Below are 16,528 nucleotides of genomic sequence, written 5' to 3' on the forward strand. Positions count from 1 at the left end.
TGTAAATTAACCCTTGTTAATGAACCTAAATGCCAATTTATGGTCGACTAATGATATAATTGTTTTAATTGTGTCGTTTTAGTGTGTAAATCAACTGAAGTAGTTAGCTACTTTATGTTTAACTCGCTGTAATATCATTAAATATTGATTAACGACTCGACTTCTTTCATGACTAACCAGAGATGTGCAAACTCAATGATGAAAATTGTAAACACACCGCTTAAATCTTTGCTGCTGCTTTCCGCTGTATCTTTTTCTTCTCAAGCAGCCAACGCACCTATGGTTATGCCAAATGCGCCAACGGTAGCCGCTAAAGCTTACGTATTAATGGATTACAACTCTGGCCGCATTATTGCTGAAAATAATGCCTATGAGTCACTTAACCCTGCTAGCTTAACCAAAATGATGACCAGCTACGTTATTGGTCATGAAGTTAAAGTTGGCAACATTTCGCTGGATGACGAAGTGACCATCAGTAAAAAAGCATGGTCTAAAAACTTCCCAGATTCGTCGAAAATGTTTATCGAAGTAGGTAAAAAAGTCACTGTTGAAGACCTAAACCGAGGCATTATTATTCAATCGGGTAACGATGCTTGTGTCGCCATGGCTGAGCATATTGCCGGAACAGAAGACGGCTTTGTCGACTTAATGAACTCTTGGTCAAAACAGCTTGGTATGACCCAAAGTTACTTTGAAAACTCACACGGTCTTGATTCTGACAACCACAAAACAACTGCATACGACATGGCATTATTAGGTGCTGCATTAATTCGTGATGTACCAGATGAATACCGTGTTTACTCTGAAAAGTCATTTACCTTTAACGGTATTAAACAGTACAACCGTAATGGCTTGCTATGGGACAACAGCTTAAATGTTGATGGTATTAAAACAGGCCACACTTCAGGCGCTGGGTATAACCTAGTCTCTTCAGCAACCAATGACGGCATGCGTTTAATCACTGTTGTGATGGGTACGGGCAGTGAGTCAGCTCGTAAAGCGGAAAGCAAAAAGTTACTTAATTATGGTTTCCGTTTCTTTGAAACGATTACCCCTTATAAAGCGGGTGACACCTTTGTAACTCAAAAAATCTGGTATGGCGATCGTGAAACGGTAGATTTAGGCGTGGTCACTGACACCCCAATTACCATTAATCGTGGTCAAGCTAAAAACTTACAAGCTAACTTCGAGTTAACTAAGCCTTTATCTGCGCCTTTAGCTAAAGGTGAGACGGTTGGCCGTATCTTCTTCCAACTTAACGGAAAAGATATTGCTGAGTTCCCACTTGTTACTCTTAATGAAGTGAACGAAGGCAGCTGGTTTAGTAAACTTATGGATTACTTCAAGCAAATGTTTGAAAGTTGGTTTGGCTAAACCTAGCTAAAAACCATAACCTCGCTTCATATAAATAAAGTCACCTTAGGGTGACTTTATTTTTTACCGCTTTATTTAACCGCATTAGCCTTGTATTACAGTATAATTACCCCATATAGAACACAAAGCACAAAACACAACCGCAGAGAGCACACACATGATAGATACAAACTTTGGCGAATTAATGGAATTCCCGAATTCTTGCCCATTCAAAGTCATTGGCGCAGCAGATGATACGCTAGCCGATCGTGTTGTTGCCGTTGCACAACAGCTTGCTCCAGGCGATTACGCCCCAACAGTAAAATCGTCAAGCAAAGGTACGTACTACGCTATTTCTATTCGTATTACTGTAACGAGCAAAGAGCACATCGAAAAAGTTTATACAGATCTTGCAGCAATTGAAGGCGTTAACCGCGTACTTTAATTGCGTTTAAAACGTGATCAACCTAACACTTTAATGTCTTTTTAGTGTTAGGTGCGTATAATAAGCCATCTTTTTTGAGGGGAGAGGTTGCCCTTGCAAACTCAAGCGTTACATATCAGACATCTTGGACGCCAAGATTACGAATCAGTGTGGCATGCAATGCAAGCCTATACCGATAATCGTGATAGCGACAGCAATGACGAATTATGGATTGTTGAACACTCGCCCGTATTCACCCAAGGCCAAGCAGGCAAAAGCGAGCACATCCTCAACCCTGGTGACATTCCCGTCATACAAGTCGACCGCGGCGGTCAAGTGACTTATCACGGTCCAGGTCAACTGGTTGTATACCCTCTTATCGACATCAAGCGCAGTAAACTAGGTGTACGGCAACTGGTCAATAACATCGAACAAAGTATTGTCGATATGTTGGCTATCTATGATGTCAATGCATACGCTAAAGCTGATGCTCCAGGTGTTTACGTTGACGAACGCAAAGTGGCTTCTTTAGGGCTTAGAATTCGTAAAGGCTGCTCTTTTCATGGCCTTGCCCTCAATGTCGATATGGATTTAGCGCCGTTTCAACGCATCAACCCGTGTGGTTATGCAGGGCTTGAAATGGTGCAATGCAAAGCATTAGGCGGCCCTCAAACCGTAACTGAAGCTGGCGAAAAACTGATTCAAACATTAAGCAAAGTATTGGGCTACCAAGAACTTGTACATCATCAAGGATTAGCAGAATAATATGAATAGGCCTGAAAGATTACAACCTGGTGTAAAACTGCGTGATGCCGAAAAAGTCGCACGTATTCCAGTAAAAGTGGTTCCTTCTGAAAAAGAAACCATGTTGCGCAAACCTAATTGGTTACGCGTGAAGCTACCAGCATCGAACCAACGTATTACTGAAATTAAATCAGCACTGCGTAAAAATGGCTTACATTCAGTCTGTGAAGAGGCATCATGCCCAAACCTTGCTGAATGTTTTAACCATGGTACAGCTACATTCATGATCTTAGGTGCCATTTGTACTCGTCGCTGCCCTTTCTGTGACGTTGCCCATGGGCGTCCGCTAAAACCTGATGCTGAAGAGCCTAAAAAGTTAGCGCAAACCATCAAGGATATGAAGCTTAAGTATGTGGTTATTACCTCTGTTGACCGTGATGATTTACGTGATGGCGGCGCACAGCACTTTGCTGATTGTATCCGTGAAATCCGTATTTTAAATCCGCATATCAAAATTGAGATTTTAGTGCCTGATTTCCGTGGTCGTATTGATGCAGCACTAGACATCATTGCCACTGAGCCACCTGATGTGTTTAACCACAACTTAGAAACAGCGCCTAAGCATTACCGTAAAGCGCGTCCTGGTGCTAACTATCAATGGTCACTCGATTTATTGAAACGTTTTAAAGAGCGCCACCCTAATGTACCGACTAAATCGGGTTTAATGATGGGACTCGGTGAAACTAACGAAGAAATCGCTCAAGTGCTGCGCGACTTACGTGCTCATGACGTTGAAATGCTAACTTTAGGTCAATATTTACAGCCTTCTAAGTTCCATTTACCTGTTGAACGTTATGTACCGCCAGCTGAATTTGACGAATTAAAAGCACTCGCTGATGAACTTGGCTTTACCCATGCAGCCTGTGGTCCGTTAGTACGCTCAAGCTACCATGCAGACTTACAAGCTCAAGGTAAAGAAGTGAAGTAAGTAGTTAAAGCTGGTCGATTTAAACAAAAAAACGGCGCATCGCGCCGTTTTTTATGAGCCATAAGTTAACCTAACTGGCAAATGGCAAGCTTACCCGCAAACGGCAGCTCATTTGCATTAGCTGATTTTACCGCCCTAGTTGAACCATGTTTTTGATTATCTTGGCTTTAACAAAATGGTCGAGCTTATGTGTTTGAATCCACCAAGTTGCGGCTTCCATCAACAACTCAGGGTCATCATTTTTATTAGCAAAAAACGCATAAAATGACACGCCAACATTATCCCCTTTCACCGCAATTTTTTTATCACACACTTCAATGATTTTGGCTCTTAGTGATGCTCTCATATCCACTTAATTCTCATACTCAGTTAATGCTTACAGCCATCGCCGTTGCGTGTTTCAAAAAGCCTAGCGACTTCTTACTCTTATATAATGACGTCAATAATGCTTAGTTAAATCAACCTAACATGATAGGTCATATCAGGCAGCTTCAATCGAGTAATCCATTAATATGGCATCTTCTCGGCCAGTATCACACGGATAATAGCCCTTACGCCTACCAGACTCACTGAATCCTAATTTATGATACAAGCCGATCGCAGCTTGATTTGATTGCCGAACTTCTAGCATCACAACTACCGCGTCATACTGCCTAGCATCAATCATAAGATGCTCAAGTAATTGCTTACCTAACCCTAATCCTTGATAATTTGGCACAATACAAATATCCAGCAAGGTTAGTTCATCAACTATTTGCTGCACTATGGCAAACCCAACTAATATCTGCCCATCATAAGCGCCATAAACGCGATATAAACGCCCAAAACAGTCTGCTAAGTTTGCAAGGCTCCAAGGGTGACTGTGAGCCTGCTGTTCAATATTAAACATCTCAGGAGCGTTCTCAACGTCCAGTAGACGGATTGTTATCGTTAAAGAAGCAGGTATTTTTTGATGTTCAGGTAGCGATGAGTTATCAGACATAAGATGTTGGATTCATATGGTAATGATGAGAATTGAATGACTTAGTTTAGGTATTAAAAACCGCTAAAACCTAAGCTGCTTTTGATAAATGTTGGTAAATCTGCTGCCACAGTTCACGTTTGGCTTGATGACCTTGCTGCAGTTCATCTAAAGGGGACGACACTAACCAAGCCACTCGGGGACGCACTTTTAACTTACGCATATCCCAGACAACCTGCATTCCCTTGACCATTTCGGTATCAAAATCACAATCAGCAAGTGCGATATTCAATAAAGATAGCACCTCTGTAACTAATGGGTGCAGGCTAATATCAGCCCCATTATTATCAGCCTCGCTGTCATAAATGATTAAATATGGTTTTCCTTTCGCATCAGCACTGCGCCAACGAGTTACCCCCATTGCATCTAAATAAGCTGATTTTTCCAAAAGAATACTCCCTAAGCGAAAGGCGACATAAAGGTTGAGGTAACGAAACAACTTGATAAGTGACTAGAATAGCAGTTCATTAATCAATTTGTTAACCAAAAATAAAGCGATTAATGCTTTTCAGCACAATCGCTTTATCTATAAACAATGATTAGTTTTAAATTTCTGCCAACTTATAATGAAAACCCCTTATATCATCACACCGTCAGCATCTTTTGCGGACTCAACATCGGCATAATTACAAACTCGGTTACGGCCAGTATGCTTGGCAAGGTACATGGCACTATCAGCATTGCTGGTTAACGCCTCTAGGCTGTAATCAGACTGCTGGCTATCTGTAACGCCAAAACTTGCACTAATTGGGAACTCATACCCGCTTGGCGAGCTGTCTAATGCTGCTATCGCTTTACGGTAATCTTCAGCAATATTCATCGCCATTTCAGCATTACAGTTCGATAAAACAACACAGAACTCTTCGCCGCCTATGCGCGCAAATATATCTTGCTTACGCTTTAAGTCATCACAAGTACTAGCAACATGTTTAAGCACCCAGTCACCGCAACCATGACCATGTTTATCGTTAATACCTTTAAAGTTATCTAAATCAAATAGAATACAGCTGATTGTATCTTGATTCTTTTGACAGGCCGTAATCGCCTCTTGCGCAGCAGAGGTAAAATGACCACGGTTGAATATCTGAGTCAGCGAATCATATTGCGCTAAACGCTTTAAACGTTTCTGGGTTTGTTTGGCACGAATCGAGGCTAAACTTAATAAGCTTATGACCATGATCAATAAGGCCATAAACAAGCGATTATTTTCAGTTTCACTTTCAGCAAGGCGCTGGCTAGCTTGTAATAGCTTGTTCTGTTTGTTAAGCAATTCAATTTGGACTTTTTGCTCAACCGCTTTGTGTTGTGCTAACTGGAAGGCAAGATATTTGGTTTTTAGGTCATCGAAAAAAGCTTTGTCTGCCTCAGCAAACTTAATGTAGTATTTTAATGCTTCTTCAAAGTTATTTTCTTTAACTGCTACTTTATACAAAACTTCGAAAGCAACTATCTCCGATTCTGTGTTCTCCATACCAACACTAAGTTCGATAGTCTTATTAGCAAAATTTTGAGCTTCAGTGAATTGACCTGTTCCATAATAAGATTGAGACAATAAAGCGTAAAACTGAAATAAACTGGGCACATACTTTAGCCTTTTGATATCTGAAATATTTGATTCCAGTAAATCAATTACCTCCCTAAATTTCTGTTCATCAACGAGTTGTTTAGCTATAAATATATTTATTAAATTTAGCCATACGATTTCATCACTAATAAAACAAGATTCGATAGCTAATTTAATATCTTCAGAATCTACATCTAATTGACCAAGGTGATACTTCGATTCAACAATTTGATGTTTTGCAACACATAAATCCCTTCCGTGTAAAGATAAAGAGTCTAATTTTTGCGCATAACTTAACCCAAGATCATACTGACCTATTTGATTATAAAATATCGAAGCTGCCGATATTCCTAAATTGCTTATAGTTTGGTCTTTAATCAAATGAAGATTTGAGATATTTTGTTCTAAGTATTTCAATCCTTCATTCCACCTTTTGGTGTAAGCAAAAATATTTATCAAAGATAAATTTGCCCTAAACCTTAACTCAAGCGAAGAGTTTGACTCACTTAGCTCCACCCAAATTGACTCAGCCTTTTTGTACTCACCATTAAATGCTAACTGGTACCCTTTCAAGTAATTGAAGTAATCTTTTTGTGCTAAGTTAAGTTCAACTTCTCTAGCCTTTAAAGCATTAATTAAGGTATTAAACCTTTTAGGTTTTTTTGTTCTTAAACTATCAGCTTCGCGTAACATTTCTTCTGTGGATAAACTAGCATTAGTCACTACTTCATTAGCCCAAGCCGAGCCAATGAAGAGAAATGCAAATACTGCGATGCTGATAAATTTAATCATTACTTTCAATAAATTTATTGAGCCAAAGAAGTAATTTTACTTTCTTCTTGTTCTGATTCATCTTCATCTTCATCTGCTGGCAGTAATGCGCAAACAATTTCAGGGCATACATCAAGCTGATTAACTAATGACTTAACATCCTTATTATTCAATGCTGTTATAAGTTCTGGAGTTAAACCTGACTCAGAAATTGCTTTTTCAAAGCTTGTTGCAGATTCAGACAAAATTGCATCTTTCCCTAAACGTTCTAAAAGTTTGATTACACTAGACATCGTATCTCCTTATATTATATTACGCTTTAAAAGCGCTTTTATTATCATGTTGAAAAAATATGTACTTAAACTATTTACTGTTTCGTAACTGCTGACAAATTTTTTTCAATTTCAGCCAAACGAGCTAAAACCTTTTTATTAGGCTTCATTTTTTGACTTGGTGGAATGACTAACGTTGTATGCATATGAATATCTGCATCAATTAAATCAGAAATAGAAATCCACTCTTCTCGCACTGAATCAATCGGTAATACTGCTGCTTCATATAAAATCACTTGATGATCTAATGAATACTTTTCAGTCAATAGTTCTACCAAAACTTGTCTATGAGCAGCACCTGTTGAGAATTTTGCTAATGACTTATCACCCGCGAGACCTATTTGCCACAAAATAAGATAACAAGAGGGATCATACTGGCGTTTATAAAACATAAACTGACTGGCTTCAAACTGTTGGCAACCAAAGCGTCCAGGATCGATACCTAAGTCAGCGATTAAACAATCTTCAGCTGAAATTCCTGGCACCATCCGTGCTGGAAAGCCTTCAGCTTTTGCCATTGCAATTGACTTATGCGGCGCTTGGGCAAATACCCCTGGGTGGCCATAAAAAGCGCCAACTACTCGTTTACCCGCCCTCACTTCAGTCATCATCGCATCAACCATTTCATTGTAAGTAATTTGGCGATTCTTACCTTCTTGGTAGTATTTCTGTAGGCTACGCACATCAGGGTGCATTTCCTGTAACCATATTTCAGTAATCCCGTGCGACACACCTGAAAATACGACGTCTGCTTGTTCAATATAACTTTTACTTAAAGGGCAAATGTGCGCCCCTAGCGTCATGCCAATGCCTACGCAGGCTAAACTTCCTGTCATGTCTTCTCTTTGAATTATTGTAATTTTTTCACAATTGACCGTACGATAACAGTTATCAATCTGTTTTGGAATTGTAAAAGCATTGATTCGAAGGAGGAGTGTTAGAATTTGTATCCATTTCGATTAATTCTGAAATGACGAGTAAAAGAGTCGCTATAATGACTTTCTTTAAAGCCCAACTTTCGTATGATTCGCAAAGTAGCATAATTTTGATAATGACTATTTGCTTCGATTACAGATAGATTTAACACCTTAAATCCATACTCTATCAATCCCTTCACGCTTTCTTCAGGCACTCCGCGACCATGAGCAGCTCTAGACAAAATGATCCCTACTTCGGCGACATCACCTTTTATGGTTAAACTTTGGATACCCAAAGCTTTATCAGCAGGTTTTTCTCTAATACACCAAATTAATTGGGTATTTTGCTCGGCATTATTTAAATTTATTGCCGTTTTAAATGTTGAGCAAGCCTTTTGTATTTGAAAAGGAGAAGAAATACAACGCATCGTCTTAAAATCAGTGTACAAACTGATATATAACGATTCATCACTTACTTCGAGTAAGCGCATTGTTAATCTTTCAGTTTCAAATTCATGCATGTGAATGTCGCCCTTTCACTTCCATACTAATCCCTTTGCTCTGCAAATCGAATCACTCCCGTTTCATGGGCTGAACGGTCAAAAATCACATAATAATCATTCAATAATGGCGTTCCCAATAAGCATTGATTTGGCCACCTTGGTAGCTGGCTCAATATTTTAAAACACGCTTTACCTGGGCTTGGCGAGTTGAGTTGCCAATAATGTTCTGGTTTACAACTGATAGTAATCGCTTTATCGATAACTTCATTTTCTGAATCAGGGCATTCGTTGGTGATTTCACCGTCAAATGTAAAATGCAGTGTCGGCCAGTGGCTTAAATCATCAGGATGATGGCCTGTCATATATCGGCCTTTAAATAGCTCGGCCATATCAATGCCTTTCTCTTGAAAACTGATATCTTTGAATGGCTCGACTAACGTTACAAAGTCACTAGAAACATTGTTAAATCCAGTCATCATGGCTTTGTATAACAAGTCTGTCAGTAAAATCCCTGAAACACCAGTATCAATAATGGCGTTACTTTTATGGGATGCGACATACTGACTTTGTAATGCTGGAGCCTCTACTTCTGCTTGTTCACCCACTCGCATTGAATACAGTTTGACGTTGTAATAACGATTATGAATCACATCGATGGTTTTGAACTTTCCCTGATACAGCTCGGTATGCTCTTTGCCCCCACCCAATATTAACCAACCTTTGTTAAGTGGGTCAGCTGCAATTTGCTCTTGGGTATACTCTTGTTTAGCAATATGGATGCTCGAGCGTTTTGAATAAAAGCCAAATTTATTGTGCGTTAAGCCATTTTTGTTAAGGCGAGTAAAATAAGGTACGACTGTCTGCTGTGGCTGTTTTTTCAAGAATTTTCTGAAACGCTTTAAATCCTCGCCACTAAAACGCTCTGACTCGTCTGCTTCATCACAGCTCTTTTCATCATGCTCGCAATGGGCTGGGCACACAGAATTTGGCTCTGAAAAAGGCCATGGAAAGGTCGAGGCGGGTTTAATTTTATGTTTTTCGATGTAGGCTGTTAAATCATAGCTTTTATTAAGCCCATAATACGCCAGCCCTAAAATACCGTCTGCATCGGCGAACGTTTTTTGTTGCTGTAATGAAGGTACAATCGCGACAGGACAATCGTTAAGTGATAAAGGCTGATGCGCTAAGTTTAAATGTGGGACGTGGGTTGAGGTATTTTCATCCAAAGAATCTTGAGCTAATGGGTCGTGCTTGAGACCATCTTCACTCACACTCACCTTGGTATGCACTAATGGGCCATCCCAGCCACCCGCGCCATATATGACCTGTTGGGCAAAAGGACTAGATTGTAGATATTGGTCTTCATGGGGCTGATACACCTGCTTTTTTACTACAAGCGTACTGCTACCTGTATCAACAATTAAATTAGCCAAGCTACCTTCACTGCCAAGGCGCATTTGTACGCAGTAACCACCTTTGGCATACACATTGACTAGGGGTAATTTTACGGTTCTAGGCTGTATTGATTGGGCAGTGAACTTGGCTGTAGATGGTTTTTCAGAGCAATAATCATCAACATTTTCAGGATTAGCTTGATCATCTAAATGTTGCTGCATTTGATTATGATGATGGCAATGGCCTAGTAGGTGTTGATGGTGATCATCATCAGAGGCTTGTTGCGCTGCTTGCTGGTTTATTGCTTGTTCTAGTGCAACTGTTGCTTCATCTAAAGTTTCAGTATCGCTGTGATCTTGCTTGCTCATGCAGGTGTTGCTTCCTTGCTATTGATACTATTCAATATGCTATCGCTTGTATTTTACTGATTTTCGGTAATTTACAGAGATTATCTAAAAAGAGCCTTTCTGACTCCTTGAACCGTTACTTTAAATTAACATGATGACCTTTGTCACTCATTAGATGGTTATTAGGTTATTTTTAATACACTTAGCTCATTAAGAGTTGTCATCAAATATGAACATAATGACACCTTAACCGATGAGAAAAGCGAGTCTAAGGCTATATAGGGCTGATGTTTAACGCTTGGCTAAAGTGGGAGTTGGAGTGGGAGTAGAAAATAGGCAAACAGTTAATGTTGTAAAAACCTAAAGGTTCTTTACAACATTAACGTTATGAATCAATAGATAAAATGAAAGGTTAAGCGATATTGGCTTTAATTTGAGTTCTTTCTAATTCAATGAACTCGAAACCACGCTTTAAAAAGAGGAATTCATTTTTTTCTGGGAGCCCATGGATAAGCGCGAGCAGCTCTGCAAAAACGTGATCTAATGCTAAGCGATCTTTGTCTTTTAAATGATTAAAAATAAGCGGGCGAAGCACCATACTAAATGTGCCAATTAAATCAGAAAATCGTTGCTCTTGAATCGCTTTAATATTGGCTTGAACTTCTTCGATACAAAGCGCTGCAAGGATTTCATTTTTATCTCTAAAATTTTGATAACAACATGCGCGAGATAACCCACATGCTCTAGGTACATCAGACATAGAAAAATTGATTAACCCATGTTCTTGAATGAGGTCTTTTGCTGCATTTAATAAACGTTGTTCTGTTGTCATGATACCCCCATATCATTAATTTTAGCCACATTGTATAACAGCTGAGTTAACACTTGTATAGCAAATGTACGCAGTCACTAAAAAATACAATGTGAAGGCAATAAAAGCGGTAATTTAAATAGGTTACGGCATGATATACGATTAGCTCTTTTTGTCACATACATAACAAAAACTAAAAGCGACGGCCATGGGGATCTGCGGCAAAACTCGTATATTGAGAGGATTGTATATCGGCCTGATAATAATGATGGGCAATGTCATGCTCTTTAGCATGATACATCGCATTATCTGCGGTTTTCATGAGCGTTTTTCTATCTTGAGCATTGTCAGGGTATTTTGAAATACCGATACTGACGCCAACCACTATCATATGACCTGAACAAGGAATATCGACCAATAGTGCTTGCTCTATTTCTTTAGCAACGACAGTGATATTTCGTGCTTCAACATCAGGTACGATAAGGGCAAATTGGTCGCCACCAATGCGGGCTATAACGCCATCACTAGGGACGGTTTGGTTTATCCTGTCTGCCACCACTTGTAGCACTTTATCACCTTCGACATGGCCAAACGTGTTATTGATCATTTTGAAGTTATCAATATCTAACATCATGCAATAAAACGAGTCTGGCTTTCGTGCAATGGCACTATCGAGTTGCTGATAAAACTGCTGCCGATTAGGGAGCCCAGTTAATATATCATGGCTCGCTTGATGGGCTTTTTGCTGCAAAATGTCATCCAAATTCTCAATAGTCTGCTTGCTTAAGTTGGTCACTAAAAACACAAACCATCCACCAGCTAAAAAAATACCTGCCACAATCACTTCAATAAAATTAACGCGGTCTTGATGCTGCAGCAATAAAGATAAATAACTGAAATAACCAATCACAAATAGCACAATCATCATCAGTAAAGCCAACCAACCTTTACTACTAAATTGCGAGTAAGCACAGATGTCGTAAGCGGGTCGTAAAGACAGTGCTAGACCAACAAGCCCAAGTAATACCATTGTAAGTGCAAAAAAATCCATGTGGACTCCTGTGGGTATCAGTGCTGTTTGTTTTATGCTTAGCCGTTTTGACTGAATACAAAGCTAAGTGCCAGACAGTAAAGTGGAAAAATCGAAAAAAGGTGCCATTAATCCTCCATATTTAGTGTAGCAGTTATCCATTAACTTGCGGCTGTCAGCGACTTTTTCGCCTTTAAATCAGCCAATTCGTGTTTCACCTAAAAAGCAGTTAACATTATGTCAACATCAATCAGGAAGATGTTGATTTACCTACTACCCATTTTGAGTATCAAACAATAAATAATAAGAACACGGATCGATTAATAACATGATTAATATCAGCAAAAAGATTGTTATTACTTGTTTGTGCTTTTGCAGCTTTTCGCTGTTTGCACAAAGTCAGTTAATAAGTAATATCCACGGCTATACCATTAAAGATGGACAACTTGTTCAATTTAAAGCGCTACAATTTAACGGCGACACCATTGAAGAAGTGTATACCGAACATGACATTTTACCTTACAGCACCCAAGCTAATATTGTTCGAATAGACGGTAAAGGCCAAACACTACTACCTGGTTTAATTGATGCGCATGGGCATGTATTGAGCTATGGATTAAGTTTAATGCGTGCCCAACTTCGTACTAGCCAATCAGAAAATGATGCGGTGAATATGGTCAAAGCATTTCGTCAACAACACAGCAATATGCAGTGGATTCAAGGCAGAGGCTGGAATCAAGTCTTATGGCCAAGTAACACCTTCCCTACAGCAGCATCGTTAGATAAAGCCTTTCCTGACACACCAGTATGGCTTGTACGAGTCGATGGACATGCTGGATGGGCCAACTCGGCAGCCATGCAAATTGCTGGAATAGATGCCAAGACAATAAGCCCTGAAGGGGGAGAGATTTTACGCCACAGTGACGGCCGCCCTACAGGGGTGTTTGTTGATAATGCCATGAGCTTAATCACCAACAATATTCCAAGCTTGTCGGGTGATGAGCAACAAACAGTATTGCTGACAGCACTAAATGCGTTAGCTGCAATGGGGTTAACTAGCGTGCATGATGCAGGCGTTGGCTCCGACACAATCAAGGCATACCAAACACTAGAAAACTTTAATAAGTTACCTATCCGCGTGAATGCGATGATTGATGCCGAAGATCCGAATTTTGCTCAGTTAATGACGGCTGGCCCCATCGCTGCAGGTTCAGATAAGCTGCAAATCAATAGTGTTAAAATTTCAGCCGATGGCGCATTAGGTAGCCGAGGTGCAGCGTTAATTGAAGATTACAGCGACTTAAAAGGTCATAAAGGGTTACTGCTGTATTCTAATGACGCCTTAATCGATACTATCGAAATTGCAATGAAATCTGGGTTTCAGGTCAATACTCATGCCATTGGCGATCTTGCTAATCACATTGTATTAAATGAATACCAGCGCCTCATAGCAACAACTCAGTCACGTCATTTACGTCACCGCATTGAGCATGCGCAGGTACTGCAGCTAAGTGATATTCCTCGATTTGCAGAACTTAATGTGATTGCATCGATGCAAGCGACCCACGCCACCAGCGACAAAAACATGGCTGTCGATAGAATTGGTAACACCCGTATTCAAGGTGCTTATGCTTGGCGAAAGTTGATGACTTCGGGTGCGATTATTGCAGCAGGTTCTGACTTTCCTATTGAGTCACCAAATCCATTTTATGGTTTACATGCATCGGTCACCAGACAAGATCATCAAAACCAGCCGTTTAATGGATGGTATCGAAAGGAAAAAATGAACCTAACAGAAGCCTTAGCCAGTTTTACTTCTAATGCAGCCTATGCGGCGCATCAAGAATCAATGATTGGTGAGCTACGCCCTGGAATGAAGGCTGACTTTATTTTGATTGAGAATGATATTTTTACCACCCCATATGAAGATATGTGGAAAGTCACAGTCAACGAAACTTGGGTCAATGGCAAGCGAGTTCATTAATTAATCAATCAAGATTACACATACTAAGTTTACACATACTAAGAAGAGCCCTTTAGCTGGTTTAAGCATTGAAGGGCTTTTTTAGTAAGCCCATAAAATCTTCGTAGCCAGTGTTTGGTTAACCATCAGGTATGTTAACTAGCGCCATGTTAAATAAGTGCATTAAATAAGTGCTTTAGACAAGTGCATTAAACAAGGAAGAATAAGTAACAGAAAATAAGAAAAAAATAAGAAAAATAAAAGAAAAATAAAAAAATAACCCTTTTCAAATTTGTTCTCGTTTATAGCAATAACACCGATTGATTTTTCTGTTTTATTGTTGGAGAACACCATGACTTATTCTGTTAAAAAACCTTTATTCAATACTCAAGTTCTTGGCTCAGCATTATGTACAGCCTTATTATTTGGTATCGGTAGTCAATCAGCTATAGCAGCAAATTATGATTTCCCTCACCTTGAAACTGTCGGCATAAGCCAAGTTCAGGTAGCGCCAGACATGGCTGAAATCTCTGTGCAAGTGAGCCTTACTAAAACAACAGCGAAAGAGGCAAAGTCGGCGGTTGATGAAGCCGTGGTTAAATTTATTGCTCGCTTAAAAGAAGCTGGCGTAAGCACCGATGATATACAAAGCGCTAATTTACAAATTCAGCCGCAATATCATTATCCTTCAAAGCAGCCTAGAGAGTTAACCGGATATCATGCAAGCCGTCAGTTAACAGTGACAGTAATGAAGCTTAACCAGCTCAACGACATTCTCGACTCTGCACTAGAAGAAGGCATAAACCGTGTACAAAATATTGCCCTTAAATCATCGGATGAAACCAAAGCAATCGAACAAGCAAGACAAGCTGCAATTAACGATGCTAAACAAAAAGCCCAATCCTTGGCACAGGGTTTTGACCGTAAGCTAGATGGTGTTTGGGAGATCCGTTACTTAACCCAACACCCTGTACAACCTGTAATGATGCGAATGTCTGCTGTGCAAAGTGACACAATGGAAAGCTATCAATATGGGGAGGTTAATGTTGAAGAACGTGTGGAAGTGGTTTATCGCTTAAAATAATACTAGCCAGTTCACTGTGATATTAAACAGCGATCATCTTAAGCATGATCGCTTTTTGTCTGCTCAGCTTAACACTATTGACAATTTAACCATTATTTTGCTGTTTTCTTGTTTCTAATCAATATCCCCATTGTTTTGCTCCATAAACTATGGCGCAATTTGTCGGAGATTAATTTCACAGCTAGCCAGATGCGCCCTACACCGCAACAATGCAGCCTACAGTTATTTCCTCAAATCGGTCGTCATGTTTATCCATACTCATTTAGTCAAGAGGACGCATTAATGAAAATCGATTTATCCACTCACGTTGCAGGCGTTAAGCTAGAAAGTTATTTGATGAATGCCTCTGGCCCTAAATGCACCACTTGGGAAGAATTACACACCATAGCGCAATCTCATTCATCGGCTGTGGTCACCAAATCTTGTACCATCGCCCCTAGAGAGGGCAACCCAGAGCCTCGTTACCAAGACTTACCTCTTGGCTCAATTCAGTCAATGGGTTTACCAAACTTAGGCTACAAAGCTTATCTAGAAATGATCCCAGCACTGAAAGCCTTAGGAAAACCTGTGATTGTAAGCGTATCGGGTTTTAGTGTTGAAGATAACATCGAAATGGTGACGGCTTTTCAGCAAAGTGATGTTGATTTAATTGAAGTGAACTTTTCTTGCCCTAATATCCCGGGTAAAGCACAAGTTGCCTATGACTTTGAACAAACAGATAAGGCATTAGCAGCGATTACCGCATTAGGAAATAAGCCTATAGGGATTAAGTTAGCGCCCTATTTTGATATGTCCCACTTTGTCGCCGCCGCAAATGTAATTAAAAAATACCCCGTTAAATTTATTACCTGCATCAACTCAATCGGTAACACTTTAATCATTGATCCTTATACAGAGCAGCCAATAATCAAACCCAAAGGCGGATTCGGCGGCTTATGCGGTGACTATATCAAACCTGTTGGTCTTGCAAATGTGAGAGCTTTTCGAGAACTGCTTGATGACAATGTGCAAATCATTGGCGTAGGCGGCATAAAAACGGGGATTGATGCGTTTGAATACTTATTAGCTGGTGCTGATGCGGTGCAAATAGCCACTTGTTTTGAAAAAGAAGGCGAGGCCTGTTTTGAACGAATTGAAACAGAGCTTGCTGAGTTTATGAAGTCGAAAAACTACCAATGCATTGCAGATGCTAAAGGGAAATTAAAACCGCTTTAGTTGGTCGTATTAGACTTAAACGTGCATTTTTTGCAATAGCCAGTTCGCTTTTGTTCTGGCTATTGC

At 39.8% G+C, this 16,528-nt stretch carries 17 protein-coding genes; 7 read left to right on the forward strand and 10 right to left on the reverse strand.

Features of this window, described 5'->3' with window-relative positions; all coding sequences use genetic code 11:
• Nucleotides 1-198: 198 nt before the first annotated feature.
• The 4 genes from AN944_RS16660 (at nt 199) to lipA (ending at nt 3,509) form a co-directional block, all read left to right on the forward strand.
• Nucleotides 199-1,374: a serine hydrolase gene (locus tag AN944_RS16660; protein ID WP_082420044.1), complete on the forward strand. Its 1,176-nt coding sequence runs from the start codon at nt 199-201 to the stop codon at nt 1,372-1,374.
• 157 nt (nt 1,375-1,531) lie between these two features.
• Nucleotides 1,532-1,798: a DUF493 family protein YbeD gene (ybeD, locus tag AN944_RS16665; protein WP_055025773.1), complete on the forward strand. Its 267-nt coding sequence runs from the start codon at nt 1,532-1,534 to the stop codon at nt 1,796-1,798.
• A 93-nt stretch (nt 1,799-1,891) separates the two neighbouring features.
• Nucleotides 1,892-2,542, forward strand: coding sequence for a lipoyl(octanoyl) transferase LipB (lipB, locus tag AN944_RS16670; RefSeq protein WP_055025774.1), 651 nt, complete (start codon nt 1,892-1,894; stop codon nt 2,540-2,542).
• Between the two features lies 1 nt (nt 2,543).
• On the forward strand, nt 2,544-3,509 hold the full coding sequence (lipA, locus tag AN944_RS16675) for a lipoyl synthase (RefSeq protein WP_055025775.1): 966 nt from the start codon (nt 2,544-2,546) through the stop codon (nt 3,507-3,509).
• 127 nt (nt 3,510-3,636) lie between these two features.
• On the opposite strand, the gene AN944_RS16680 is transcribed toward lipA, so the two are convergent.
• From AN944_RS16680 to AN944_RS16725, 10 genes are all read right to left on the reverse strand, one after another.
• On the reverse strand, nt 3,637-3,855 hold the full coding sequence (locus AN944_RS16680; protein ID WP_055025805.1) for a DUF6500 family protein: 219 nt from the start codon (nt 3,853-3,855) through the stop codon (nt 3,637-3,639).
• 135 nt (nt 3,856-3,990) lie between these two features.
• Nucleotides 3,991-4,491: a ribosomal protein S18-alanine N-acetyltransferase gene (gene rimI, locus AN944_RS16685; protein ID WP_082420041.1), complete on the reverse strand. Its 501-nt coding sequence runs from the start codon at nt 4,489-4,491 to the stop codon at nt 3,991-3,993.
• A gap of 70 nt (nt 4,492-4,561) precedes the next feature.
• A complete protein-coding gene (locus AN944_RS16690; protein ID WP_055025776.1) occupies nt 4,562-4,918 on the reverse strand; it encodes a DNA polymerase III subunit psi in 357 nt (118 codons plus the stop codon).
• Between the two features lie 189 nt (nt 4,919-5,107).
• Entirely contained in the window at nt 5,108-6,886 is a 1,779-nt protein-coding gene (locus AN944_RS16695; protein WP_055025777.1) for a GGDEF domain-containing protein, read from the reverse strand.
• Between the two features lie 14 nt (nt 6,887-6,900).
• Nucleotides 6,901-7,158 (reverse strand): hypothetical protein, encoded by a 258-nt coding sequence (locus tag AN944_RS16700; protein WP_055025778.1) that lies wholly within the window; start codon nt 7,156-7,158, stop codon nt 6,901-6,903.
• A gap of 74 nt (nt 7,159-7,232) precedes the next feature.
• Nucleotides 7,233-8,033 (reverse strand): SAM-dependent methyltransferase, encoded by an 801-nt coding sequence (locus AN944_RS16705; RefSeq protein WP_055025779.1) that lies wholly within the window; start codon nt 8,031-8,033, stop codon nt 7,233-7,235.
• A gap of 101 nt (nt 8,034-8,134) precedes the next feature.
• Nucleotides 8,135-8,635, reverse strand: a complete 501-nt coding sequence (locus AN944_RS16710; RefSeq protein WP_055025780.1) for a GNAT family N-acetyltransferase — start codon at nt 8,633-8,635, stop codon at nt 8,135-8,137.
• Between the two features lie 26 nt (nt 8,636-8,661).
• Nucleotides 8,662-10,380 (reverse strand): pepsin-like aspartyl protease, encoded by a 1,719-nt coding sequence (locus tag AN944_RS16715; RefSeq protein ID WP_055025781.1) that lies wholly within the window; start codon nt 10,378-10,380, stop codon nt 8,662-8,664.
• A 391-nt stretch (nt 10,381-10,771) separates the two neighbouring features.
• Nucleotides 10,772-11,191, reverse strand: coding sequence for a TetR/AcrR family transcriptional regulator (locus AN944_RS16720; RefSeq protein ID WP_055025782.1), 420 nt, complete (start codon nt 11,189-11,191; stop codon nt 10,772-10,774).
• Nucleotides 11,192-11,363: 172 nt separating this feature from the next.
• A complete protein-coding gene (locus AN944_RS16725) occupies nt 11,364-12,221 on the reverse strand; it encodes a GGDEF domain-containing protein (protein WP_055025783.1) in 858 nt (285 codons plus the stop codon).
• A 307-nt stretch (nt 12,222-12,528) separates the two neighbouring features.
• On the opposite strand from AN944_RS16725, the gene AN944_RS16730 reads away from it, so the two are divergent.
• The 3 genes from AN944_RS16730 (at nt 12,529) to AN944_RS16740 (ending at nt 16,462) form a co-directional block, all read left to right on the forward strand.
• Nucleotides 12,529-14,184: an amidohydrolase gene (locus AN944_RS16730; RefSeq protein WP_055025784.1), complete on the forward strand. Its 1,656-nt coding sequence runs from the start codon at nt 12,529-12,531 to the stop codon at nt 14,182-14,184.
• Nucleotides 14,185-14,515: 331 nt separating this feature from the next.
• Nucleotides 14,516-15,247 carry an oxidative stress defense protein gene (locus AN944_RS16735; protein WP_082420042.1) on the forward strand — a complete coding sequence of 244 codons (732 nt, stop codon included), beginning with the start codon at nt 14,516-14,518 and terminating at the stop codon, nt 15,245-15,247.
• Between the two features lie 159 nt (nt 15,248-15,406).
• Nucleotides 15,407-16,462, forward strand: a complete 1,056-nt coding sequence (locus AN944_RS16740) for a dihydroorotate oxidase (RefSeq protein ID WP_235530966.1) — start codon at nt 15,407-15,409, stop codon at nt 16,460-16,462.
• Nucleotides 16,463-16,528 lie beyond the last annotated feature (66 nt).

This window comes from Shewanella sp. P1-14-1 (assembly GCF_001401775.1).
GTDB classification, from domain to species: domain Bacteria; phylum Pseudomonadota; class Gammaproteobacteria; order Enterobacterales; family Shewanellaceae; genus Shewanella; species Shewanella japonica.